Here is a 22,237-nt window from a genome sequence, read left to right on the forward strand (position 1 = left end):
GGTGTTTGAACTGGCCCTATCGGGAGCAAGCCCCCTCCCACATTTGCCTGTATTCACACATCAAAGTGTGGGAGGGGGCTTGCTCCCGATAAGGCCCTTGCTGTCACAGACGACTGACTGCGCCGGCCATATGCTCGGAAATCCGCGCCCGTAACCAGCGCTCCGCCGGGTCGTTGTCATGCACCCCGCTCCACACCATCGACAACTCCGCCGCATCAATTGCAAACGGCGGGTCCTCGGCACGCAACGCCGTGCCCTCGGTCAAGGCACACGCCGCGTAATCCGGCACCGTCGCGATGATCTGCGTGCCGGCCAGCAGCGCCCGCAACCCGCTGAACTGCGGCACGGCCAGCACCACGCGCCGCGCACGGCCGATGCGCGCCAAGTCGAGGTCGATATTGCCGCTCAAATCGCCCGAGAACGACACCATCGCGTGGGGCCTCGCGCAGTAATCGTCCAGGCTCAGCGGTTCGAGGCCGTCATCGCCACGCAGGACCTTGCACGGGATGTCCCGCAGCTTCTTGCGCTTGGCATTCGCCGGCAGCTCAGTGGTGTAGCTCACCCCCACCGAGATCTCGCCGCTGGCCAGCAACGCCGACATCAGCAGGTAGTTGGCGCGGCGCACCACCACGACGATCCCCGGTGCTTCTTCGCGCAGTTGGCTGAGCAACGGCGGGAACAGACCGAATTCGGCGTCATCGGACAGGCCGATGCGAAATACCGCACAGCTGGTAGAAGGGTCGAAATCCTTGGCGCGGCTGACCGCGCCTGAAATGGTGTCCATCGCCGGCTGCAACTCCTTGAGTATCGCCACGGCACGCGGCGTGGGCTCCATGCCCCGCCCGTTGCGCAACAGCAACGGGTCGTCGAACAGATCGCGCAGGCGCCCCAGCGCCGCACTCACCGCCGGTTGGCCCATGAACAGCTTTTCGGCGACCCGGGTCAGGTTCTTCTCGAACATCAAGGCTTCGAAAATCACCAACAGGTTCATGTCGACGCGGCGCAGGTCGTTGCGGTTCATGGCGGTATCCAAACGGTTATCAAGCCGCCAGATAAGCACGCATGACGCGGCGGCGATTGCACGCCTGTGCTGTCTTTTCCTGCACCGCACCTGGCGAAATTAACAACGATTAACTCGTCAGCCGGACGGTCGGGCAACAAGATAAGCACGCTCTACACTGGATCCATTCACCGGGAACGCTCCCATCGACTGCGGATATCTGTCATGGCCCGACTTGAGTACTGTGCCCCCCGTTTGCCCACCACCGGCGGGCTGTGCCCCCGACGCGAACGCATTGCCAAGCAATTGATCCTGGCCAACCTCGGCGAAAGCCTGGCCATTGCCGACTTGGCCCAAGCCTGCGCGCTGTCGCGCAGCCATTTTTCCCGCGCGTTCAAGTGCACCACCGGGCTGTCGCCCCAAGAGTGGATTCGCCAGCAGCGTATCCAGCGGGCCAAGGAGCTGATTACCGGTTCCGAACTGAGCCTGACGCAAATCAGCCTGGAGTGCGGATTCTGCGACCAGGCGCACTTTTGCCACATGTTCACCCGCAGCGAAGGCGTCAACCCGATGACCTGGCGAAATCACCAATTACGCAACAAGCCCCAAGTGATCGCCGCCTAGTGGTCTGCATGCGCCTGGCATATGCTGGCCGCCTACTGTCCCCGGAGCATGGCCACCCATGAGTGACCTCAGCGACCAAGCCGTGCATTTCGGCCCCTACCGCGTGCATCCGCGCCAGCGCCTGGTGCTGGAGGCCGGGCGCCCGTTGCGCCTGGGGCGGCGGGCGGTGGATATCCTGCTGGTCCTGCTGGAACAGGCCGGCAATGTGGTGAGCAAGCAGGACCTGATCGCCCGAGTCTGGCCCAGAAGCGTGGTGGAAGACGGCAACCTGCGCGTGCACATGGCGGCGCTGCGCAAGGCATTGGGCGATGGCCAGGCCGGGCAGCGCTATATCGTCACGGTGGCCCAGCGCGGCTACAGTTTTGTTGCACCACTGAGCATCGAACCGATGACGCTACCCACCGAAGGCGTGCCGCAACGCCCGAGCCATAACCTGCCGTTGCGGCGCACCCGCATGATCGGCCGCCAGGCCCTGATCGACAGCCTGGTGCAGCAGTTGCCCGCGCAACGCTTCATTACCCTGACCGGCGCCGGCGGCATCGGCAAGACCACCGTCGCATTGCGCGTGGCGGAATTGCTGATCGGCAATTACCGCGATGGTATTCGCCTGTTGGACCTGGCGCCGCTGAGCACGCCGTCGATGATCCTGCCCAACCTCGCCAGCCTGCTCGACCTGACCCACACCGAACACGCACCGCTGGTGTCCTTTGCCCGCAGCCTGCACGAGCGCCAGTTGCTGCTGGTGATCGACAACTGCGAGCACCTGCTGGACGACATTGCGCTGATCTGCGAAACCCTGCTGCGGCATGCGCCCAGCGTGCATATCCTGACCACCAGCCGCGAAGCATTGCGGGCCGAAGGCGAATACGTGCAGCGCCTGGAACCGCTGGCCTGCCCGCCCACCACCGGCAACCGCGCCCAGGCCCTGGGTTACCCGGCCCTGCAATTGCTGATCGAACGGGCGATGTCCCATCAGGACAGTTTCGCCCTCGGCGAAGCCGAACTGCCCCTGGCGATTGACATCTGCCAGCGCCTGGACGGCATACCCCTGGCGATCGAACTGGTGGCGGCGCAGATCGAACGTTTCGGCCTGCCCGGGCTGCTGGTGCAGATGGAAGACAATTTCCGCCTGCTGACGCGGGGCCGACGCAGCGCCCTGCCCCGCCACCAGACCTTGCGCGCCACGCTGGATTGGAGCTTCGACCTGCTCACCGGCTGCGAGCAGGTCTGCCTGCGCCGCCTGGCGGTGTTTCGCGGCGGGTTCAGCCTGGCCAGCGCCGCGGCGGTGATCGCCGGCGAGCAGATCGCGCCCGCCGAGGTACTCGGCTCGATCACCCAACTGGTGGCCAAGTCCTTGCTTAATGTGGAGGCCGCCGATGACGACATGGTGTACCGCCTGCTGGACATCACCCGCACCTACGCCCTGGAAAAACTCAGCGTTGCCGATGAGCTGGACGCCACCCGCGAGCGCCACGCGGCGCGCTGCCTGGCGTTGATGGAGCAAGCCCAGGAGGATTGGCACCAGACCGCCACCCAAGCCTGGATCGACCGCTATGCCCCGTTACGCGAAGACGTGCGCGCCGCGCTCGACTGGGGCCTCGCCGAAGGTGGCGAGCACCTGTTGGCGATCCGCCTGACCGTCAGCGCAATGCCTTTGTGGCAAGAACTGTCATTGCTCAGGGAGCACGGGTTGTATGTGGGCAAGGCGCTGGCACTGCTAGGCACGGTGATCGCGCCGTGCCCGCGCTTGAACATGCAACTGCAGTTGGCGCTGGGCAGCCTGTCTTATCACGCCGTGGGTGGCGCGGCGCAGACCATCGCGGCGTTTGTCGACGCCCGGCGCCTGGCCGATGAGCGCCAGGATCTTTCCGGACAATTGCGCGCAGTCTCCGGGCACATGGCGGTGAACCTGTGTGCCGGCCTCTATCGCCAGGCGCTGGAACAGAGCCTGCAATTCGATCACCTCGACCCGCGCACCGATCCGCTGCTGGACCTGAGCGCCCAGCGCCTGCGCGTACTGGCCCAGCACTTCACCGGCAATCAGACGCTGGCCCGGCAGAACGCCGAGCAGGTGATCCAGCGCATGGCCCAGAGCGGCCACCTCAACCGGTTTGGCCACAGCATCGGCGTGCAATACGACCAGAGCGTGGCTTCGCTGACAGTGCTGGCGCGGATCCTGTGGCTGCAAGGCTTTCCCGAACAGGCTTCGCGCACCGCCAACCAGGCGCTGGAACTGGCGCTGCAAATCAATCACGGCACGTCCATCTGCTACACCCTGGCCCTGGCCGGCGTGGTGATCGCGCGCCACAACGACGACGCCAACACTGCCCACACCTTGCAAGCGCTGCTGCTCGAACATGCCCACAAACATTCGGTGCAGTTGTTCCAGACGTGGGCGGGGCATTACGCAGGCATCCTCGGCCACCGCGATTTGCAGGGCATGGGGATTGTCCAGGACATCCTGATCACGTTGGGCGTGCATGAAGTTGACATGGCCGGGGTCGAACGCGCTCGCCAGGGTGACGCCGGCTGGTGCGCCCCGGAAGTCCTGCGGGTGTATGCCGAACACGCTCTGGCGGACGACCCCAGCGGCGCGCAGGCACTGCTGCTCGAAGCGCTGGACCTGGCACGCCAGCAAGGCGCGCTGGCCTGGGAGCTGCGCTGCGCGGACTCATTGGCAAGGCTATGGCAAACCCAGGGTCGCGTGCAGGCGGCGCGCGATCTGCTGAGTGCGGTGTATGCGCGATACACCGAGGGTTTTGCCACGCGCGATCTAGTCCGCGTACGCAGCCTGCTCGATGAGCTGCAGGACAAACGGCCGGCCTGAAAACGGCCCCGGGTAATGCCCGTCGCCCTGCTGCAGGCGCGCCACTTGCCGGGGGTCACGCAGTTGCGCCAGGGCGTAGCTGCGCATGCAATGCAGCAAGCGATAACGTTCGGGGCCAAGGCCAGGCTCCACCGCCAGCAACGACATGTCGACCAGCCGCCCGAGCACATGCGCCAAGTCGGCATGCTCAAGCTCGGTGCCCGCCACCAGTTGGCTCAAGGTGGGCAACGTCACCGCCATCTTGAACAAGCCCAGTTGCAGGAACAGCCAGCGCTGCGGCAGGCTCAGGCGCTCGTAGCTCCAATCCAGCGCCGCCGTGAACGATTGATGACGCTCCACCGCCGTGCGCCGCCCCCTCGTCAACACTTGCAGGCCTCGGCGCAGTTGTGCCTGCAAACCATGCACGCCCAAGGCGTGAACTTGGGCGGCCGCCAGCTCAAGGGCCAAGGGGATGCCATCCAGCCGTCGACAGATATCGCGCAACGGCGCCAGCTCCTGGGGCCGCAACACAAAGCCCTGCTGCCCGGCACGCGCCCGCGCCACGAAAAGTTGCACGGACGGGCACGCCAGCGCGTGCTCGACGCTGCCCAACGCCGACGGTGCCGGTACTGCCAAACGCGGTACGCGTTGCACCCATTCGCCAGGCGCATGCAAGATTTCGCGGCTACTGAGCAACACCGTGACCTGGGGGGCGTTTTCGCGCAGCACGCGCAGCAGATGCCGGCAGGCCGCGAGCAGCAGGTCGGCACCGTCGAGTATCAACAACAGTTGGCGCGGGGCCAATTGGCGGCACAGTTCGGTGGCGTCGGTGCATGGCGCCAACTGCAGCGCGCTTGCAACGTGCCGCAACATCGCAATCGGCGCATGTACGGTGGCCAGATCGACCCACCACACACCGTCGCGATAACGCGGCAATACGCGCTCGGCCAGCGCCTGGGCCAGGCTGCTCTTGCCCACGCCGGCGCAACCGGTAAGCGTCATCAGCCGTTGCCCGGACAGACGCCGTACCAGCACGCCCAGCAGCTCGTCGCGGCCGAGCACCGGGCTGAGGCGCGCGGTCAGATTGTGTGGCGGTATCACGACCGGCACCTGCCCGTGTACGGATGCGGCGAAGCAATACCCTCGCTGGGGGTCGTTGATGATGAAGCGTTGCCCGCCAAGGGCACGGCGCAAGGCGGCAATGTGCACGCGCAGATTGCCTTCCTCCACCACGCTGCACGGCCAAACCCGTTCGATCAGGGTGGCCTTGCCGACAAATTGTCCCGGTGCTTCGAGCAGCACCGCCAGGATATCCAACGCCCGTCCCCCCAAGGGCACCGGCCAGCCCGCCTTGCTGACCAGCCGTTGTTGGCGGTGAAAGGCATACGCCCCGAAACGCAGCGTGCCTTCAGCGTCAGTTGCCTGGGGGTTGTTCATGGCTGCAATCGCGCTGAAACACCCGGTCTTGGGCGTCCGCGCATCCTTTTCCGTGGGCTCGCCGTTATCTTGCCAGTTACCAAAGACAGGGCAATGCTGGCACGGGGAGCGACACGGACAATCGAGTGCGCGAGACGGACATCCTGTCGCTAACTGAACTGTTGTCGGTATTGAGTGGGGTTCAGGCCGAGCTTTTCACTGAACAGGGCACGCATATACCGCACGCTGCCGAAGCCGGCATGGAAGGCCACTGTCTTGAGCGGCAGGTCGGTGCTTTCCAGCAATTGCCGCGCGCGGTCGATACGCGCGCCTTGCAAAAAGGCCATGGGCGTCATCCGCACCTCGCGGGCGAACAACCGGGCGAAATGGCGTGCGCTCATGCCGGCAAGTTCAGCCATGGACTCGATGGTGAACGACTGTTCCAGATGGGCCAGCACATGGGTCTGTACGCGGGTGATCGGGGTTTCCTGGGGCGCCACCGCCGCAGTCATCGGGCTGAACTGGGCCTGGCCGCCCTGGCGCTTCATCACCACCAGCAGCACCTTGGCCACGTCCACCGCGACTTGCTTGCCGTGGTCCTGGGCCACGACGGACAACGCCAGATCGATACCGGCAGTGACCCCGCCCGAGGTGATCAAGCGCCCGTCCTGCAAGTAGATGCGATCGGTCTCGACGTTGGCCTTGGGGAACGCCTTGATCAGCCGCTCGGTGTAGTGCCAATGGGTGGTGACGCGGTGATCGTCAAGCAACCCGGCATGCCCCAGCACAAACGCCCCGGTACAGATCGAACCGAAGCGCCGCGCGCGCGGGGCGGCCGCTTTGAGCCAGGGCAGCAGATCGGGGTGGCACTCGTTATAGGCCCCCGGGCCGCCAGGCACCAGCAGCAGGTCATAGGCGCCGTCGGCCTGTTCCAGCAGCAGGTCGGCCTGCACCAGTACGCCATTGGATGCGCGCAGTGGGCCGGGCTCGGTGCCGATGATGAGGATCTGGTAATGCGCCGCAGCCGGCAGGTAGCGGTTGGCAATGGAAAACACTTCGAGCGGCCCGGCCATGTCGAGCAGCAGGAAGTCCGGAAACAGCGCCATGGCCACGGTTTTCATAGCGGGAAGTCCATCGGAAGGAAGAAGGCGGCGGGCAGTATGACACGTCCAGCACTGTCAACCTCAAGGAGACAGTTATTCAAATTCCAACTTCTTAATGAATACCCCGATAACCAGTAACCTTCTTCTCAACGCAAGCGCCCTGCATTTCGCAGCCCACGCTCACTTGAGGACACCACCATGCTGACCCTTCGCAAAGCTTCCGAACGCGGCGCCGCCAATCACGGTTGGTTGAAGTCGTTCCACACCTTCTCGTTCGCCAACTACTGGAACCCTGCCGAACAGGGCTTTTCCGACCTGCTGGTGATCAACGATGACCGCGTCGCCGCCGGCAAAGGCTTCGGCCAGCACCCGCACCGCGACATGGAGATTTTCTCCTACGTGCTGGAAGGCGCGCTGGAACACAAGGACACCCTGGGCACCGGCTCGGTGATCCGCCCAGGTGACGTGCAACTGATGAGTGCCGGCAGCGGCGTGGCCCACAGCGAGTTCAACCACAGCCAAAGCCGTGGCGTGCACTTCCTGCAAATCTGGATCGTGCCCGCCGTGGCCGGCGCCGAGCCGCGCTATCAACAGGAGCACTTCAGCGAGGCGCAAAAACGCGGGCGCCTGCAATTGATCATCTCGCCGGACGGTGCCGACGGTTCCTTGAGCGTGCGCCAGGACGCTCGGGTGTATGCCGGGCTGTTCAACGGTGACGAGGCCGCCACGCTCGACCTGCCGCCCAATCGCCATGTGTACCTGCATGTGGCCCGGGGCGGCGTGGAAGTCAACGGCCAACGCTTGCAGGAAGGCGACGGTGCGCGCATTCGCGATGAACAACAGGTCCGCCTCAGCCACGGCGACGATGCCGAGGTGCTGGTGTTCGACCTGCGCCCTCAAGAACTGCCGCAGATGCCATGAAGTGCGCCGCGATGGCCCCGCGAAATGGGCCATCGCTGACGTCGATAGTCACCATCAGCGCAATGAAGTTCTCTTAAAAAATGCAACGCGTAACATCAAACCCATACCCGGCAACACCTACTTAAAACACTTGGAGCACACCCTCATGAAACGCCAAATCTTGCTTAGCCTTGCTTTCTCGGTACTCGCTGCCAACGCATTTGCCCACCCTGTCGTTGCAGAAGGTGGCGCGGATCGCCTGATCGAAAGTCGTGTTGCCGAAGGCGGGGCTGATCGCCTGCAAGGCAACCGTATAGCTGAAGGCGGCGCGGATCGCTTGCAGGAACGTGGCCTGGCTGAAGGCGGTGCGGATCGTCTGTTGGACAACCACGCATAACCCGCCCTGTTCGCGGGGCACCCCAAACCGGCCTGATCAGCCGGTTTTTTTTCGTCTCGGATTTAATGCAGGTCGCGGTCCAGCCGCACCACCGCCTTGCCGATCTGTTGTCGCGCTTCGATGCGCGCATGCACCTGTTGCACGGCGTCCAGGGTGTAGTGCTCCTGCGTATCCACCACCAATGCCCCTTCCAGCATCGCGGCAAAGACTGCATTGGCACGTCGCTGCACCGTCGGGCCGTCAGCCATATGATCCGCCAGGCGCGGCCGGGTGAGGAACAATGAGCCGGCCTCCCCCAATTCAATCGGGTCAAGGTCGGTCAGCGAGCCCGAGACATTGCCATAGTTGACGATCAAGCCGCGCTGGCGACAGGCACGAAAGCTGTCACGCAAGGTGCTTTTGCCGAGCGAATCAAACACCACGTCCACCCCCTGCCCGGCGGTAGCCTCCAGCACGCGGTCGGCAAACCGGCCGTCGTCGTACACCCAGGCCTGATGAGCGCCACGCTCACGGGCAATCGCACATTTTTGCGCTGAACTGCCGGTGGCCAATACCGTGGCGCCGATGTGCCTGGCCATCTGTACCAACAGTTGGCCGATGCTGCCGGACGCAGCGTGGACCAGGCAGGTGCTACCCGCCTGCAACCGCGCCACATCTTCAATCAAGTAATGCGCGGTGCAGCCCTGGAACATCGCCGCAGCGGCTTGATCGAAGGCGATGGCATTGGGAATCTGCGCAACCTTGTCGGCGGGCACCGAGGCATATTCAGCGTAAGCGCCCCACGCGATGCACCAGGCCACGCGATCGCCGACGGCCAAATGGCTGACCCCCGCCCCCACCTCCACCACCACGCCTGCGCCTTCCATGCCCAAGGTACAGGGCAAGCGTACCGGGTAGGTGGCCGAATGGGCGTACTTGCCCTGGCGGGTATGCACATCCATGAAGTTGATGCCGGCGCAGGCGACTTTGATCAACACGTGACCCGCCGTGACCTGAGGCGTGGGAACGTCATGGCGCACGTGGACCACTTCAGGGCCGCCGTAGGTTTGCAGCGTGATGGCTTTCATCGAGGGAACAACTCCGTTTGCACTGGGAAGCGGCCATGGTAAAAGCATGGGCTCAGTAGGAAAATTCCCCAATACTTCACACCCTCCGTGCGGAAATAACCCGATGTTCGATTGGCAGGATCTGTATTACTTCACCGTACTGGCCCGTACCCAATCCCTGTCGGCCGCCGCCCGCGAGCTGCAGGTGGAACACGCCACGGTAGGCCGGCGCGTAGATGCCCTGGAAAAAGCCCTCGGCGTAAAGCTGGTGGACCGTCTGCCGCGCAGCCGCCCGCTGACCGCCCAAGGCCTGGCACTGGCCGAATTGGCGGCGGGCATGGGTGATATGGCCACGCAGGTGATGCGCCTGTCGCGCGTGGCCTGCATTGAAATGGCGGGCACGGTGCGCATCAGTTGCCCGCCGTCCATCGCCAACTATTGCGTGGCGCCCCAAGTGGCACGCCTGCGCGCCCGGTTCCCGCAAGTGAACCTGGTGCTGCTGCCCTCCACTCAACTGGCGGCGCTGGACAAAGGCGAGGCCGACATTGCCCTGCGCACCGTACGCCCCGACGATGAAGCGCTGGTGCGCCGCAAAGTCGGCGTCGTGCGCTTTGGGCTGTATGGCCCGGCAACGTTCCTGCACCTGCCCGCCGAACAGTGGGCCTTCATTGCCTACGACAGCAGCCGCGATCACTTGCCCCAGCAGGCCTGGATGCATCAGGTGCGCGGCCATCGAGAAATTGCATTCGCCGCCAGTGACTTGAGCACCCAGCAAATGGCGGCGCGGTCGGCCATGGGCGCGGTGGTGCTGCCGACCCTGGTGGGCGATCACGACCCGCTGCTGGTGCGGCTCCCCACCGCCACCGAAGGCCCTTTGCGCGATATCTGGCTGACGGTGTACCCCGACATGCGCCGCTCGCCATTGGTCAAGGTGGTGATGGAGTTTCTAGTCGACTGCCTTGAGAGCCAGGCGCAGTTACGCCGCTGACTCAACTGGACGTGGCGAGGAAGCGCTTGCGATACGCCGCCGGCAGCAGCCCCACCCGCTGCTGGAACAGGCGGCGGAACGAGTTGCTGTCTTCATAGCCCACCGCATACGTGATGCTCTCCAACGTCATGCGGGTGGACTCAAGCAGGTGTTTGGCCCGTTCCAGGCGCAGGGTTTGCAGATAACCGATTGGCGTGCAGTCGGTCGCCTCCTTGAAACGGCGCTTGAAGTTGCGCACGCCAAAACCAAAACGCCGGGCTACGTCGTCGATCACCAGTGACTGGGCAAAGTGCTGCTCCAGCCAGTACTGCACCCGCAGTATCTCGCCGTCGCCGTGATGCCTGGGCAATGACCACATGGCATACACCGACTGCTCGCTGCGCACGCCGTCGACCAACAGGTATTTGCCACAGGTATGGGCCAGTTCGGCTGAGCCAAAGCGGCGAATCAGGTGCAGCATCAAATCCATCGCCGCGCTGGCGCCCCCGCAGGTGATCACGCGGTTTTCCTCGCAGAGTATCTGCGCGTCGTCCAGGTGAACCTGCGCATAACGTCGGCGAAACAGGTCGGCAAACGCCCAGTGGGTGGTGGCGCGCAGGCCTTGCAACACCCCGGTTTCGGCCAGCAGGAAGGCGGCGGTGCACATCGACGCCAGCACCGCGCCGCGCCCATGTTGCTCGCGCAGCCAGGGGCCGTAGGCGGGAAACGCCGGCAATGCGTCTTTGAGCGTAAAAAGAAAGCCGGGGATGAGCACCAGGTCGGTCTGCGCGATCTGCGTGACTGCGCAGTCCACTTGCAGGCGCTGCCCGCCCCAGGTCACCACTGCTTGGCCGTCCAGGGAGGCGAGCACGATTTCGAACGGCGGGCGCTCGGCAAACTGGTTGGCCGCGCTGAGCATTTCCACCGCCAGGGTGGCGCTGGCGGCAGAACATTGATCAGCCAGAAGCAACGTGATGTGCATGAAAGGAACCCGATTGCGCTTTTCGCATGAAATAAGTCATTTGCGCACCTACCTTAGCGGATTCCCGGTCCTTACAGTGCTGCCATTCATCATCCATTTGGCGCTCCCCTTATGAACCTCTGGTTTCGTCTGCTTTCTATGCTGTGCCGTCGCCCATGGCGCACACCCGCCCATGGCCTGGCCACCACCGTGGTGCGCATGCGGGTCTGGCCCCTGGACCTGGACATCAACCGGCATGTCACCAATGGCCGCTATTTTTCCCTGGCCGATGTCGCACGGATGGATTTCGTCTTGCGTACCGGGGCCTTTCGCGTTGCGCTACGCCACAAGGCACTGCCCATCGTCGGCGACACCTGGGGCAAGTTCCGTCGGGAATTGAAGCTGTTCGAAGCGTTCGAAGTACACACCCGCATGCTCGGCTGGGATGCCAAGTGGAGCCTGATGGAACACCGTTTTGTCAGTCGCGGCCGCGTCGTCGGCGTCGTCGTGATGCGCGGGCTGTTCCGCTCGGCCAAGGGCACCCTGCCCCCTGCTGAGTTTGTACGGGAACTGGGCTTGGACCCGACGTCACCGCCGATGCCGCAGTGGCTCAAGGACTGGGCGCAAAGTTGCGAGGACATGAGTGCGCACTTACGCAAAGAGGAGCAGACCTGAGAGCGCCACCACCCTCGCGTCGATCATCACGCCCTTCCCATTCCTGCACCGCGATGAGGCAAGGCTTTAAACCTTGCCCCAATGCCAAAAAAATCGTTGGGGCTAAAATACTTACCGAGCCTTACGAATTTGCACTAGCCTATGTCTAAGTTCAGCTAAAGAACCTCGCAACATCCCCCAACTCCCCCGCCGCGCCCTCAAAAATAACGTGACGAATGTTAAAATTTGTCACGTTTTACCGTATTCAATTCGATTAGTATCTAAATGCTAGCAGCGATTGAACTGGTGGCCTTGCATGCCAGAAAAGGGAGTAGGTTATGCATTTTTCCAATGTGCTCGCTATCGCACGAACTCAATCGAAATCGGAGGACTTTCGGGCGCTGATAGTTCGCACTGTACCGAATGATTTAAAAGTCGATACACGTTGCTACGGGCAACTAATCGAGGCTCATGAAAATCACGCACACTACCGTGCCGTCATTATAGAAATTGATACGCCCTCTGCGATAAATCAAACGCTGGACATTATAAGAAAGACCCGGAGCGACAACCCGGCCTGCACAATATTCGTTGTTGTGACGTTTGCCTCCACCCTGAGCAAGACAAAATACTACCTGGCCGGTGCTGATTATTGCGTCAAGGTGGTAGAAACCTCCCCCGACAAAAAACTAAGCCTGTTTGATGCGTTCCTAAGCGAAAGCGCGCGCCTGAATTGCTGCGGTTTGATGCTCGACCAAGATCGTATGTGCCTGTATGGCGCCGGCAAAAAGCTGGAAATATCCTTCGTTGAAATGAAAGTACTCGAAGCGCTGATCCAGAACAGACTCCTGAGTCACAATGAAATTGCCGAAGTCATGGGCCTTAATACCAAGTATTACGACTCCCGGGCGCTGGAAAAGTCTATCAGTCGCCTGCGCAGTAAGATCAAGGCGCACTACGGCGATAACATCATTCAGAACATTCGTGGCTATGGCTACAAACTCAGCCGAGGGTTTATTCACGCCAACCATTGCCACGCCATCGAGGAGAGTTCGAACCGTGAATAGTGAACAACTATCCGCCGCCGACGTTATGGAACTCACGATGACCCGGCAGGCCATCGTCGAACGCAGTCAAGCCCTGTGGGGCAGTGAAATCAGCGTGGTGGGCAGCGGTGATCGCGAGCAACTTGACTGGGCCTACGGCGAAGCGCTGCGTCGCACTTTACCGCGCCGTAAAACACTTCAGGTGATCGCTCACAGGTTTGTCAAAGTCGATCAGGCTGCGTTAATGAACGATACCCTCATTCAAAACATCGTTCAGGTGGCGCACGCACTGGAAAAACAAGGCCACACCTTAACGCTCAGCATTGATAACCCGCTCGACGCGCTGCCAGGTCCCGTAGAGCGCAGGGCCATGGTGCGCCAGCTGTATAAACTCAAAGACCAGAGCGGTATCAAGTTGGCCTACAACCACTACACACTTGATACAAAACCCGGCGACCTGTTAATCGACCTGAAACTCTACGACTACATCAAGATGCCCTTCCCGGACTCAGCCCTGCGCCTGAGCCTGAATACGCGCTCCGGTCTGTTCGATCGGCTCTACGAGCGCATGCTGGAATTGATCAATGCCGCCCGAGTGCGCTTCATTGCCGAAAATATCGAGTTTTCCGATAGCGCAATGTTGGCTAAAAACTTGCCATTCGAATACTTTCAGGGCGGCTATTACTCACCTGCCGACCGTTTATAAAACCCTGCCTCTTCCCTGATATCGGTGGACACTATGAGCTCCCTTAAAAAACACGCCTTCACCCCGGCGCCTCCCGCTATTGCCCTGCATGACTTCACGCCCAATGCAGAGCTGTTCCACTACGACTTGAACGCACTGGCCACTCACGTGCTCACCTTTTCGCAGCCGTTTAACAGTGCGCGCCAGGAATCAAGAATGCCTTCGCCCAAGATCGCTGATAGCCCGCCGCATAACCACACTCGCCCTACGGATAACCAACTCGAAACACCCCACCCGTCTGCCCAGGACGTCTGGCTGCTGACCCAACATGATCGAATACTGGTCAAAGGTGATCTGCGTATTTCACTGACCAGTATTGAGTCGGCGTTAATACAAAAAATGCTGCACCACGAAGAACGCGTGGTCAGTAAGGAAGAGTTGATCCGTAATATAGGCCGCGAGCCTGACCACTACCGTGGCCTGGAAATGTGCCTCAGTCGTTTGCAGGAAAAGTTCAAGCGCGCCAATGAGGGCGAACGCTTGTTCCGTGCCGTCAGAAACCGTGGTTATTGCCTCACGCAGAAAATCAAGAAGCCGTTAGAGCTGACCCCCGCGCGTCGTTAATATAATAATAAGCTCCAGGCCTTATCACACACCCTGCCTATTACCAGCCTTTTATACCTGCCCTTTTATAACATCACCCTAACAACATCGCCGACACCTTGTTATAAGTCGTCAGCCAATGCCCCCGGCCGTTCATTACTATCCATGGGTACGCGCTTGCGCGTGCCTGTCGTTTAGTGCGGCTTATACCGCGACTTGATTAAAGCCTGCCACTACGTGCGTGGTCGCCACCGGGAGCAGAACTATGCTGAACAATACTAGAATGCATCGCAACCTGACCCCCAAGGGTCTAACGTTCTGGGGCCAATGGACGCTGGCGTCAAGTTTGGTCGTTGCCGTGTTGTTTATGTTGGTATTTTTAAAAACGGGCCAACTTGAGCATACCTATCGAGTGCTCGCCGCTTTTACCATACTGGCCTCTCTTCCGGCGTATAGCCTGTGCGATGTCTACAGTAAGAAAGATGATTATGCCGTGGGCTTGGGACGGCTGTTCATGGGCTGGCTGTTAACGGTGGGCATATTGTTTGCCGTGGGGGTGGTGTGTGACGCCGGCGCACTGTTCCCGTTGGAAACGTTATTACTATGGGCAGCGTTGAGTTATCCATTATTGGCACTGTGTTATATCCCCCTGCACAGCCTGTCCCGCTATTACCATCGCCAACTCCATGAACGGCAAAGGTCATTAATCGTGGGTACCGGCAAACTCGCCGTGGACTTGGCCCGAACACTCTCGCGCCAGAAACGCTCGCCATTGGTGGGGTTGGTCGGCAGCCGCGCCGAAGCGGTCGAAGGCGCGCAACCGCAGATACTCGGCGAGCTGCCGCACTTGCCGCAATTGATCCGGCAACACGGCATTCGTCGGCTCTATATCACCCACTCGCTGCAGGAAGCCACGCACATCGAAGCGTTGTACCTCAACCTGCTCGACATCAGCGTGGATGTGATCTGGGTACCCGACCTCAATAACATGCTGCTACTCAACCATTGCGTGGCCGAAGTGGATGGGCTGCCGGCGATTTTCCTCAATGAAAGCCCGTTGACCAGCCGCCCCACCGCCGCCCTGAGCAAGTCGCTGCTGGACAAGAGCATCGCCTTGCTGGCGATCATCGTGCTGAGCCCGGTGCTGTTGCTGTTCGCCCTGCTGATCAAGCTCACCTCGCCAGGCCCTGTGATTTTCAAGCAGGAACGTCATGGCTGGAATGGGGAGGTGATCAAGGTGTGGAAGTTTCGCTCGATGCGCGTGCATGACGACCATGAAGTGCGCCAGGCCAGCCGCAATGACTCGCGGATCACCCCGGTAGGCCGGTTTATCCGCCGCACCTCCATTGATGAGCTGCCGCAGTTGTTCAACGTGCTGCAGGGGCATATGGCGCTGGTCGGCCCACGGCCCCACGCTATTGCGCACAACGACTACTACTCGGGGAAAATTCTTGCCTACATGGCCCGCCATCGGATCAAGCCCGGCATCACCGGCCTGGCCCAGGTCAATGGCTGCCGGGGCGAAACCGAGACCCTGGAGAAGATGCAGCGGCGCGTCGACATCGACCTGCACTACATCAACAACTGGTCGCTATGGCTGGATATCAAGATCCTGGTGAAGACGCCGTTTACGCTGCTTTCAAAAGACATCTACTGATAACGGCCAAAGGTGGGAGGGAGCGTGCTCCCTCCCACCTTTTTTTATCCGCGTTATCCGCGCGGCAGGCTTGCTCGCTTCAGCCTGTCTACTCGGTGATCTTCTCGAAGTTGTTGTAGAACCGCCCGCTGTCACGCCCCTCTGTCATCGTGTGCAATGAGTAGGCACGGTTGAGGCGTGCCCCGCCATCGCGGGTCAGCGGTGACCAGACTATATTGGCGCGACGCATCGTCGAGGTACTCATGAATTCGTCGAACGGGATGGAAATATAGATCCCTTTGTCGAAACTGCCCTCGCCGTAGTCCGCCTTCGAGGCGGTCGTGAGTGTGACCCATGCGCCAAACCTCACGCCGTTCTTGAACTCGCGCGACAGATCCACGGTGGAGCCCCAATCACGCGCCAGATAACGCCCGACACTGACTGCCGCCTGCACATCACCCGGCAGCTCGGTGTAGCTGGTGACATGGCCGGTCAGCGTTTGATAGTCACGCAGCCCGAACCCCTGGTTGAAATCACGCTGGCGCACCACGTTCACGTCGGCGCCCACTGACCAGCCTTGCCCCACGGGCCGATAAAGCACTTCGCCGCCGACCCCGGCGAACATGGATTCCAGGTAACCGCCGTAGACCATGCCATACAGGTTCTGATCCAACTGCACGGCATGGTTGAGCTGGAACGTCGGCATCGTTACGTCGGAGGTGGTCAGGTACTTACGCAGGTCGGTGCGCACGCGCGGCAGCCCGCTCGGCGCATCGTAGGTGAACTTGTCATAGTTGTTGTACAGGTTCGCGCTGAGCATGCCGCTCCACCAGATATCGCGGGTAAAACGGTACTGCGCGTCGGCATCGGCGGTGAACTGATAGAGCAGCCCGTCAGGGCCGCCGATGTTCTGTTTGTAGCCCAGGCCAACGCCATAAGTGAACGGGTCCAGGGCCTGGGTATAGAGGGTGGTCTCCCGATGGGCGAGCGCCGGATTGACTTCAGTTGCGCGGTGGAGATCCTGCAGCGGCCGATCATTCTTGAGCACCGCGCGGAAGGTGCCACGCGGCACACTGGTCTCTTCTATCGACATGTCGTAACGCTGATCGACCAGGGTGAACCATTCGACGTCCTGGTTAACGCTGTTGTCGAGAATTCGGCTAGCCCGCCCTACCGTCTTGGCCGGGTTGAAGTAACGGGACTGTTCGCCATACACCAACAACTCCGGACCACGCTGGGCAATGCGCTTGACCTGGTAGCCGGCGTTTTGCTGCAACCGGCTGGACACATTCGCCCAGTTCACCTGGTCCAACGGGGTCGACGGCACCTGCGGCGGCAGCGGTTCGGCAGGAGGGTCATAAGTTTTGACGGGGGCCTTGCGGCTGACAAAGTTGGTGTGCAACGTAATGCCGAACATCGCAGTATTGCCGCGTTCCCAAGCAGCGCTCAGGTCGACGCTGTCGGCCAACTTGTAGACGACGCCGACGTTGATCGGCAGGTCTTGCTTGATCGGGTTATCCAGCGGCTCATTCTTGTAATCATTGCCTTCGTATTCGAGCTTCAGGCTCAGCGGCTCCCAGGGGGTCTGATAGGCAATCCCGCCAAACAACGAGGGGTGGCCCCTGAAGTAAGCGTTGGTGTTCACTTCGCCCGCCCTGGCCACATCCGCATCGCTTTGCGGCCGGTCGTTGAATTGGCTGCCCACTATCGCCAGCGGGTTGCTCAAATCGCCCCGGTTGCCCAAGTAACCCCAGGCAAGACCCAGGCTGAAATCAAGGTCGCCGTAACGCTTGTTGGCGACGAAATATTCGCTGGAGAACAAGCCTGTCCCGCCGATGTCACGGGCGCCGATTGCGACTTGCGGAGCCCAGTGGCTCTCATCCCAAAGCCGCGCTTTCACATCGATGGCCTTGTCCTTGAAGCTTTGATTGCCGCTCAACGCCTCCGGGCCGTACTGCCGGTTAGTGATCGCGGTATAGCGGAACGAACCCTCCAGCCAATCAAAGGGCTGGAAGGAAAAACTGTAGCGCGAATAGGGGTCTGTACGACTGGCGGTAGCGCTTAATTCCCCGACAGGCGCCATGCGCGCGGTGGGTGTCTGCAACAGACCGACACCGCCAAAGTCATTTTGGGTGTAGCGCGGTTCGCCATGAACCAGCCCACACGGCAAGAGCAATGCAGCAGCAAAACGTAGCTTCAAGGGGCCACCTCAGCCAAGGGTTGAGTGGCGAGAAACTCGGCCAACTGTTCATTGAGTTCAGGTGTCGGCGATTGCAGATCATCACTTCGGATGGGCACCAGGATCCGGCTGCCGGGGGCAGGCATAACACCTTGCTCATGGTTCCATGGCGCCACGCCCAGGCGCCTCACGTGGCCATCGGGCTGAATCAACCACACATAATCGCTTTGGGCGTCGCTGAGAATCGCGCAGCGCCGGGCGTACACCCAGGCTTCTTGCGCTGCGGCATAGGGCACCTGACAGGTCTGCTCCACCGCTCCCAACACTTCGACGGTGGACGGCCGGGCCGGATAGATCAGGCGGTCGCCCTCATCGAGCGGGCTATCAAGCGCAAACCCTACCTCCAGGGCGATCGGATCAAGCACCGCAACCTGGCGCCCGGTAACCGGCAACCGCTCCACTTGCTTATACAAACGCGCGCTCAATGCAGCGCGAGTGTCACGCCCCTCCAGCAAGGCGACTTGCTGCAGCAATTTCAGATCGAACAACACCCCGGCCTTCAAGCGGGCCTGCGGGCCTTCCAGGGAACGGTGCAGCCACGCGGCGCCCAACCAGTAACTTTCGGCGTTGGGCTGGGTTGCAAGGATCACGTCCCGCAGACGTGTGCCGGGTTGGATGGCGAGGTTGCCGGGGCTTCGGACATCGCCGCTGACGGTGATGTCGGCCTGGCTTAGCCCCGTGGCGAACATGCACGCGCCGAGCAATAAAAGGCTTGGATACTTCACCGGACAGCCTCCCGATCAGGGCGCAATTGCACTATTTTCAGAAAAATCTGCGGCGTCAGGTGCTGCTCGCTTTGCATGATGAAACCGTCCTGGGGGTCCACCCAGTAACGATTGGTCGCGCGAAAATCCAGATCGGGTATCGCCACCTGCTCGTCGATTCGCAGCAAGGCGTAGTCCCTGTTCAGAATCCGGATAGGTTCGATGTCGTGCCTGCTGAAACGGCTATTGACGCTAAGGCCGACGCGGTAGCCTTGGTAGATATCGATCCAGCGCGTGCTGGTATGCCCGTCGTGCAGATGCTGCAGACCGCGCTTGAACGGCGACTCTCCATCAAAGCGCGTGCCATCGAGCGACACCCCCAGCCCGACCGTGCGCACCACCAGGCCGTCGCGCATCAGCAACACCTGGTTGCCGGATGCGAGCCAGAACTGCAGGTCGCCACGTCGACGCGCCATGGCCATCACGCCCTCGCTGGTAACGGTCGTCACCAGAATTTGCGGATACGGCACGGCCGCTACCTGGGCCGGAGTCAACTCCAGCGAGGCAGGCCCCTGGGCGGACGCTTTGAACGTGTCCCATGAAGCCTTCATCAAGGGGTTGCACCCACACAGCAGTAGCGCCGTCGTCAGAACGGCACCGGTATGCAAAGTTTTCACGGATTGACTAAGCCTTATCTGCTGTTGGCTTCACTGAGATTGTTGACCGAGCTGGCCCCGGTCCCGAGGACACTGGCCGTAGGCAGAAGCTGGCTGATCAGGCGGTTCCAGCGGGTCACGCCGGCCGGGCCGACATACACGATATCTTGCGGTTGCAGGTCGAAACGAGTGGCCAATACCAGGGCGGACGGCGACTCGGCATTCAGTTGGAACACCTGGGCCGGCTCGGTTTCCAGATTGCCCGCGCCTCGGATCACGTACACCGCGTTGCCATTGGAGGTGGTCTGGTTCAAACCGCCCACGGTGCCCAACGCATCAGACAAGTTCATCGACTTGCTCTTGAAGCTCAACGCCCGGGGTTGGTTGACCTCCCCCATCACGTAGATCCGTTTGAGGTCGTTGTAAGGCAAGTACAACTGGTCACCGCCTTTGAGGTAGACCTTATGCAGTGGCGAGTCCCGGCGGTTGAGGGTGTCCAGGTCCAGCGTGTACTCGCGACCATCGCGCGTCAGCGTCAGCCCCGAAAGGTCAGCATTCATCGGGTCTACCCCAGCGGCGCCGATAGCTTCCACCACGCTCAGCGCATTGGTAGTGATCGACTGTTGACCCGCTTTTGCCACGGCACCGGAAACCACCACTACCTGGCTGGCAAAGCGCAAGACACTGACATCCACCTGAGGGCTTTCTACAAACTGTGACAGTCGCTCGGCGATATACGCCCGTAGTTCTTCGATGGTTTTACCGGCGGCCGGGACATTGCCGATATAGGGGTAAAACAGCGTGCCATCCGGCCGCACCAGACGGCCGTTGGCATCCAGTTGTTGTTGCGGGCCGGAAGGCGCCGTCAACTCGGGGTGATCCCACACCGTAATAAACAACAAGTCATTGGCGCCGACGCGATAACCGCCCGGAATATACGACAGCAGTTCGGGGGCAACCGTCTCGCGAACATGCAGGGCGGCATCCATGGCAATCAGCTTCGGCGTGATGGGTATAAGCTCCACCCGGCTACTCTCGGGAGAGCCGTCACGTGTCAATTGACTGGTGTCCATATGTTGGCCAGGGGAAAACATACAGCCGTGCAAGGTAATACTTGCCAGCGTCACAGCAAAAAGCCTTCGGGTCATAATGGCACTACACTAGTCGGGGACAAGTCCAAACAAGATCACCCAGAAGGTTCTGAGTGATCTTGAACAACACACTTCGCAGGGGGTTCAACGGGTACCCGTAGTTCCGGTGGTGCCCGAGGTCCCTGTGGTTCCGCCATTGGAGCTTCCTCCGGAGCTTGATGCCGCCGCCACGGCGCCGGCGACCACCACCGCCGCCACCACGGTCTCACCGACCGTGACAGCGCCTACCACCGGGGTGCTCAAGCTTAGGGGCTCTTCAGCCGCCCATACGGTGGTGCTCATTAAAACCAGCAAGCTGGCGGTAAACAGTTTCTTCATAGCAGACTCCTCCTCAACATCAACAAGTTGATATTAAGAGACGGTGATGGAACAGCAGGTATATAGACTTAGGCGTATCAGCCGAACACACTCGGCTAAGCGCCAGTCTCGTTTGGAGCATGTCATTTATAAGTGCTGCATGCCATACAACAGCACTTTCCATGTGTCACGCACAGGCCGCAAAACTCGTTGCAAACATTGAACACGTTTAAGGATATTTGCGGACATTCAGCGCCATAACAGCGATGTTACGCACAATGTTGCAGCCGCCAGCGTCCGAGCCAACCGCCCCACTGTTATTATTCGTCAGCCTTACCGAAACGGCGTTCTGTTAAATAATGATATTCACGCGTACCGCGACAGAAAATAACATTCGCCCGTGAAAACCCAGTATTAACAGGCGCAAGTATCACTGCCCTGACCGGGCAGTTTAGATAACGAGTGATGCACTTCCCAGTTGTTGCAATACCTGTTGCAGCTCTACCTTCCAACTGCGCGTCGACACCCCATAATCCTGTTCGAGGGTCTGGCAATCCAGCACGGACCAGCCCGGACGTTTGGCTTGCGTCGGGAACTCGGCGGAGGTAATCGCCTTCAACCGAGGTTTCTTTTCAAGCAGCGCCTCGGACCGCGCCTGGTTGAAAATCTCATCGGCAAAGTCATACCAGGTGCAAGCAGGCGCACCGCTGTAGTGGTACACGCCCCATTTGAGCATGCCGTCGCGGCGAAAAATCGTCGCCAGCGCCCACAGGGTGTCGGCAATACTGCCGGCGGAAGTCGGGCAACCACGCTGGTCCGCGACGACGGCCAGCTCATCGCGTTCACGTCCAAGGCGAAGCATGGTTTTAACAAAGTTGTTGCCATGCGCGCCGAACACCCAACTCGTTCGCAAAATCACATGGCGCGAACAATGCTGCTGCAGCTGCTGCTCACCCGCCAGCTTGCTGGAACCATAAACACCTGAAGGTGCGGTGACGTCACCCGGTGTATAGGGGAGCGTGTGGTTGCCATCGAATACGTAATCGGTAGAAATATGCAGCACGGCAATACCCTGTGCCTGCGCTGCGCGCGCCAGGTGCGCAACGCCATCGCGGTTCACCGCATAAGCCCGCTCGATATCGCTCTCAGCCTTGTCTACAGCGGTATAAGCCGCCGCATTGATCAACAGTTGCGGCTTGATCCGCGCCAGGACCTCCTCGACCTGAACCGAGTCACTGATATCCAGCTCACCCGAACCATAGCCAATCACGTTGAACCCGGACGGTGCCCTGAGCAGCAGCTCGCGCCCGACCTGCCCCTGTGCTCCGGTGACGATTACACGCATG

General features: G+C 60.9%; 21 protein-coding genes. 10 read left to right on the forward strand and 11 right to left on the reverse strand.

Going from position 1 to position 22,237, the window contains the following annotated elements:
* Positions 1 to 103: 103 nt before the first annotated feature.
* Entirely contained in the window at positions 104 to 1,021 is a 918-nt protein-coding gene (locus KSS96_RS16775; protein WP_017527360.1) for a LysR family transcriptional regulator, read from the reverse strand.
* A gap of 204 nt (positions 1,022 to 1,225) precedes the next feature.
* Here KSS96_RS16775 and KSS96_RS16780 point away from each other — a divergent pair, with 204 nt between their 5' ends.
* Together KSS96_RS16780 and KSS96_RS16785 are read left to right on the forward strand one after the other, a co-directional pair.
* The gene (locus KSS96_RS16780) at positions 1,226 to 1,624 is read left to right on the forward strand and encodes a helix-turn-helix domain-containing protein (RefSeq protein ID WP_065878795.1); all 399 of its coding nucleotides are present in this window, start codon (positions 1,226 to 1,228) and stop codon (positions 1,622 to 1,624) included.
* A 58-nt stretch (positions 1,625 to 1,682) separates the two neighbouring features.
* Complete coding sequence (locus KSS96_RS16785) at positions 1,683 to 4,451, forward strand: ATP-binding protein (RefSeq protein WP_065878793.1); 2,769 nt, start codon at positions 1,683 to 1,685, stop codon at positions 4,449 to 4,451.
* On the opposite strand, the gene KSS96_RS16790 is transcribed toward KSS96_RS16785, so the two are convergent.
* Both KSS96_RS16790 and KSS96_RS16795 read right to left on the reverse strand, forming a co-directional pair.
* Complete coding sequence (locus tag KSS96_RS16790; protein ID WP_217855118.1) at positions 4,398 to 5,867, reverse strand: ATP-binding protein; 1,470 nt, start codon at positions 5,865 to 5,867, stop codon at positions 4,398 to 4,400. The genes KSS96_RS16785 and KSS96_RS16790 overlap by 54 nt on opposite strands.
* A 149-nt stretch (positions 5,868 to 6,016) precedes the next feature.
* Positions 6,017 to 6,967: a GlxA family transcriptional regulator gene (locus tag KSS96_RS16795; protein ID WP_065878791.1), complete on the reverse strand. Its 951-nt coding sequence runs from the start codon at positions 6,965 to 6,967 to the stop codon at positions 6,017 to 6,019.
* A 180-nt stretch (positions 6,968 to 7,147) separates the two neighbouring features.
* On the opposite strand from KSS96_RS16795, the gene KSS96_RS16800 reads away from it, so the two are divergent.
* Positions 7,148 to 7,870 carry a pirin family protein gene (locus tag KSS96_RS16800; RefSeq protein ID WP_065878789.1) on the forward strand — a complete coding sequence of 241 codons (723 nt, stop codon included), beginning with the start codon at positions 7,148 to 7,150 and terminating at the stop codon, positions 7,868 to 7,870.
* A gap of 145 nt (positions 7,871 to 8,015) precedes the next feature.
* Positions 8,016 to 8,246 (forward strand): hypothetical protein, encoded by a 231-nt coding sequence (locus tag KSS96_RS16805; protein ID WP_217855120.1) that lies wholly within the window; start codon positions 8,016 to 8,018, stop codon positions 8,244 to 8,246.
* Positions 8,247 to 8,308: 62 nt separating this feature from the next.
* On the opposite strand, the gene KSS96_RS16810 is transcribed toward KSS96_RS16805, so the two are convergent.
* Entirely contained in the window at positions 8,309 to 9,313 is a 1,005-nt protein-coding gene (locus KSS96_RS16810) for a quinone oxidoreductase family protein (RefSeq protein WP_135196920.1), read from the reverse strand.
* Positions 9,314 to 9,416: 103 nt separating this feature from the next.
* Here KSS96_RS16810 and KSS96_RS16815 point away from each other — a divergent pair, with 103 nt between their 5' ends.
* The gene (locus KSS96_RS16815) at positions 9,417 to 10,280 is read left to right on the forward strand and encodes a LysR family transcriptional regulator (RefSeq protein ID WP_017527352.1); all 864 of its coding nucleotides are present in this window, start codon (positions 9,417 to 9,419) and stop codon (positions 10,278 to 10,280) included.
* Position 10,281: 1 nt separating this feature from the next.
* Here KSS96_RS16815 and KSS96_RS16820 read toward each other — a convergent pair whose 3' ends face one another.
* Positions 10,282 to 11,241 (reverse strand): GlxA family transcriptional regulator, encoded by a 960-nt coding sequence (locus tag KSS96_RS16820; protein WP_017527351.1) that lies wholly within the window; start codon positions 11,239 to 11,241, stop codon positions 10,282 to 10,284.
* A gap of 111 nt (positions 11,242 to 11,352) precedes the next feature.
* Here KSS96_RS16820 and KSS96_RS16825 point away from each other — a divergent pair, with 111 nt between their 5' ends.
* From KSS96_RS16825 to KSS96_RS16845, 5 genes are all read left to right on the forward strand, one after another.
* Complete coding sequence (locus KSS96_RS16825; RefSeq protein WP_017527350.1) at positions 11,353 to 11,895, forward strand: thioesterase family protein; 543 nt, start codon at positions 11,353 to 11,355, stop codon at positions 11,893 to 11,895.
* Between the two features lie 317 nt (positions 11,896 to 12,212).
* Positions 12,213 to 12,941 (forward strand): winged helix-turn-helix domain-containing protein, encoded by a 729-nt coding sequence (locus KSS96_RS16830; protein ID WP_026067229.1) that lies wholly within the window; start codon positions 12,213 to 12,215, stop codon positions 12,939 to 12,941.
* The gene (locus KSS96_RS16835) at positions 12,934 to 13,626 is read left to right on the forward strand and encodes a YuxH family protein (protein ID WP_223271476.1); all 693 of its coding nucleotides are present in this window, start codon (positions 12,934 to 12,936) and stop codon (positions 13,624 to 13,626) included. The genes KSS96_RS16830 and KSS96_RS16835 overlap by 8 nt, the downstream gene beginning before the upstream one ends.
* A 33-nt stretch (positions 13,627 to 13,659) precedes the next feature.
* Positions 13,660 to 14,229 (forward strand): winged helix-turn-helix domain-containing protein, encoded by a 570-nt coding sequence (locus KSS96_RS16840; RefSeq protein ID WP_065878786.1) that lies wholly within the window; start codon positions 13,660 to 13,662, stop codon positions 14,227 to 14,229.
* 244 nt (positions 14,230 to 14,473) lie between these two features.
* The gene (locus KSS96_RS16845; RefSeq protein WP_065878784.1) at positions 14,474 to 15,865 is read left to right on the forward strand and encodes an undecaprenyl-phosphate glucose phosphotransferase; all 1,392 of its coding nucleotides are present in this window, start codon (positions 14,474 to 14,476) and stop codon (positions 15,863 to 15,865) included.
* Between the two features lie 88 nt (positions 15,866 to 15,953).
* Here the strand turns inward: KSS96_RS16845 and KSS96_RS16850 are convergent, their stop codons facing one another.
* From KSS96_RS16850 to rfbD, 6 genes are all read right to left on the reverse strand, one after another.
* The gene (locus KSS96_RS16850) at positions 15,954 to 18,044 is read right to left on the reverse strand and encodes a YjbH domain-containing protein (RefSeq protein WP_065878782.1); all 2,091 of its coding nucleotides are present in this window, start codon (positions 18,042 to 18,044) and stop codon (positions 15,954 to 15,956) included.
* A complete protein-coding gene (locus tag KSS96_RS16855; RefSeq protein WP_263290948.1) occupies positions 18,041 to 18,772 on the reverse strand; it encodes a capsule biosynthesis GfcC family protein in 732 nt (243 codons plus the stop codon). The genes KSS96_RS16850 and KSS96_RS16855 overlap by 4 nt, the downstream gene beginning before the upstream one ends.
* Positions 18,773 to 18,804: 32 nt before the next feature.
* The gene (locus KSS96_RS16860) at positions 18,805 to 19,464 is read right to left on the reverse strand and encodes a YjbF family lipoprotein (protein ID WP_017527343.1); all 660 of its coding nucleotides are present in this window, start codon (positions 19,462 to 19,464) and stop codon (positions 18,805 to 18,807) included.
* A gap of 14 nt (positions 19,465 to 19,478) precedes the next feature.
* Positions 19,479 to 20,591: a polysaccharide biosynthesis/export family protein gene (locus tag KSS96_RS16865; protein ID WP_017527342.1), complete on the reverse strand. Its 1,113-nt coding sequence runs from the start codon at positions 20,589 to 20,591 to the stop codon at positions 19,479 to 19,481.
* 87 nt (positions 20,592 to 20,678) lie between these two features.
* Positions 20,679 to 20,912 carry a hypothetical protein gene (locus KSS96_RS16870; protein WP_042944548.1) on the reverse strand — a complete coding sequence of 78 codons (234 nt, stop codon included), beginning with the start codon at positions 20,910 to 20,912 and terminating at the stop codon, positions 20,679 to 20,681.
* Between the two features lie 430 nt (positions 20,913 to 21,342).
* Positions 21,343 to 22,236 (reverse strand): dTDP-4-dehydrorhamnose reductase, encoded by an 894-nt coding sequence (gene rfbD / locus KSS96_RS16875; protein WP_026067226.1) that lies wholly within the window; start codon positions 22,234 to 22,236, stop codon positions 21,343 to 21,345.
* Position 22,237 lies beyond the last annotated feature (1 nt).

The organism is Pseudomonas asgharzadehiana (genome assembly GCF_019139815.1).
Taxonomy (GTDB): domain Bacteria; phylum Pseudomonadota; class Gammaproteobacteria; order Pseudomonadales; family Pseudomonadaceae; genus Aquipseudomonas; species Aquipseudomonas asgharzadehiana.

What these genes read in the sequence shown, in the direction of transcription:
- KSS96_RS16775 (WP_017527360.1), bottom strand. Translation starts at nt 1,021, where the DNA reads ATGAACCGCAACGACCTGCGCCGCGTCGACATGAACCTGTTGGTGATT.
- KSS96_RS16780 (WP_065878795.1), top strand. Translation starts at nt 1,226, where the DNA reads ATGGCCCGACTTGAGTACTGTGCCCCCCGTTTGCCCACCACCGGCGGG.
- KSS96_RS16785 (WP_065878793.1), top strand. Translation starts at nt 1,683, where the DNA reads ATGAGTGACCTCAGCGACCAAGCCGTGCATTTCGGCCCCTACCGCGTG.
- KSS96_RS16790 (WP_217855118.1), bottom strand. Translation starts at nt 5,867, where the DNA reads ATGAACAACCCCCAGGCAACTGACGCTGAAGGCACGCTGCGTTTCGGG.
- KSS96_RS16795 (WP_065878791.1), bottom strand. Translation starts at nt 6,967, where the DNA reads ATGAAAACCGTGGCCATGGCGCTGTTTCCGGACTTCCTGCTGCTCGAC.
- KSS96_RS16800 (WP_065878789.1), top strand. Translation starts at nt 7,148, where the DNA reads ATGCTGACCCTTCGCAAAGCTTCCGAACGCGGCGCCGCCAATCACGGT.
- KSS96_RS16805 (WP_217855120.1), top strand. Translation starts at nt 8,016, where the DNA reads ATGAAACGCCAAATCTTGCTTAGCCTTGCTTTCTCGGTACTCGCTGCC.
- KSS96_RS16810 (WP_135196920.1), bottom strand. Translation starts at nt 9,313, where the DNA reads ATGAAAGCCATCACGCTGCAAACCTACGGCGGCCCTGAAGTGGTCCAC.
- KSS96_RS16815 (WP_017527352.1), top strand. Translation starts at nt 9,417, where the DNA reads ATGTTCGATTGGCAGGATCTGTATTACTTCACCGTACTGGCCCGTACC.
- KSS96_RS16820 (WP_017527351.1), bottom strand. Translation starts at nt 11,241, where the DNA reads ATGCACATCACGTTGCTTCTGGCTGATCAATGTTCTGCCGCCAGCGCC.
- KSS96_RS16825 (WP_017527350.1), top strand. Translation starts at nt 11,353, where the DNA reads ATGAACCTCTGGTTTCGTCTGCTTTCTATGCTGTGCCGTCGCCCATGG.
- KSS96_RS16830 (WP_026067229.1), top strand. Translation starts at nt 12,213, where the DNA reads ATGCATTTTTCCAATGTGCTCGCTATCGCACGAACTCAATCGAAATCG.
- KSS96_RS16840 (WP_065878786.1), top strand. Translation starts at nt 13,660, where the DNA reads ATGAGCTCCCTTAAAAAACACGCCTTCACCCCGGCGCCTCCCGCTATT.
- KSS96_RS16845 (WP_065878784.1), top strand. Translation starts at nt 14,474, where the DNA reads ATGCTGAACAATACTAGAATGCATCGCAACCTGACCCCCAAGGGTCTA.
- KSS96_RS16855 (WP_263290948.1), bottom strand. Translation starts at nt 18,772, where the DNA reads ATGTTCGCCACGGGGCTAAGCCAGGCCGACATCACCGTCAGCGGCGAT.
- KSS96_RS16865 (WP_017527342.1), bottom strand. Translation starts at nt 20,591, where the DNA reads ATGACCCGAAGGCTTTTTGCTGTGACGCTGGCAAGTATTACCTTGCAC.
- KSS96_RS16870 (WP_042944548.1), bottom strand. Translation starts at nt 20,912, where the DNA reads ATGAAGAAACTGTTTACCGCCAGCTTGCTGGTTTTAATGAGCACCACC.
- rfbD (WP_026067226.1), bottom strand. Translation starts at nt 22,236, where the DNA reads ATGCGTGTAATCGTCACCGGAGCACAGGGGCAGGTCGGGCGCGAGCTG.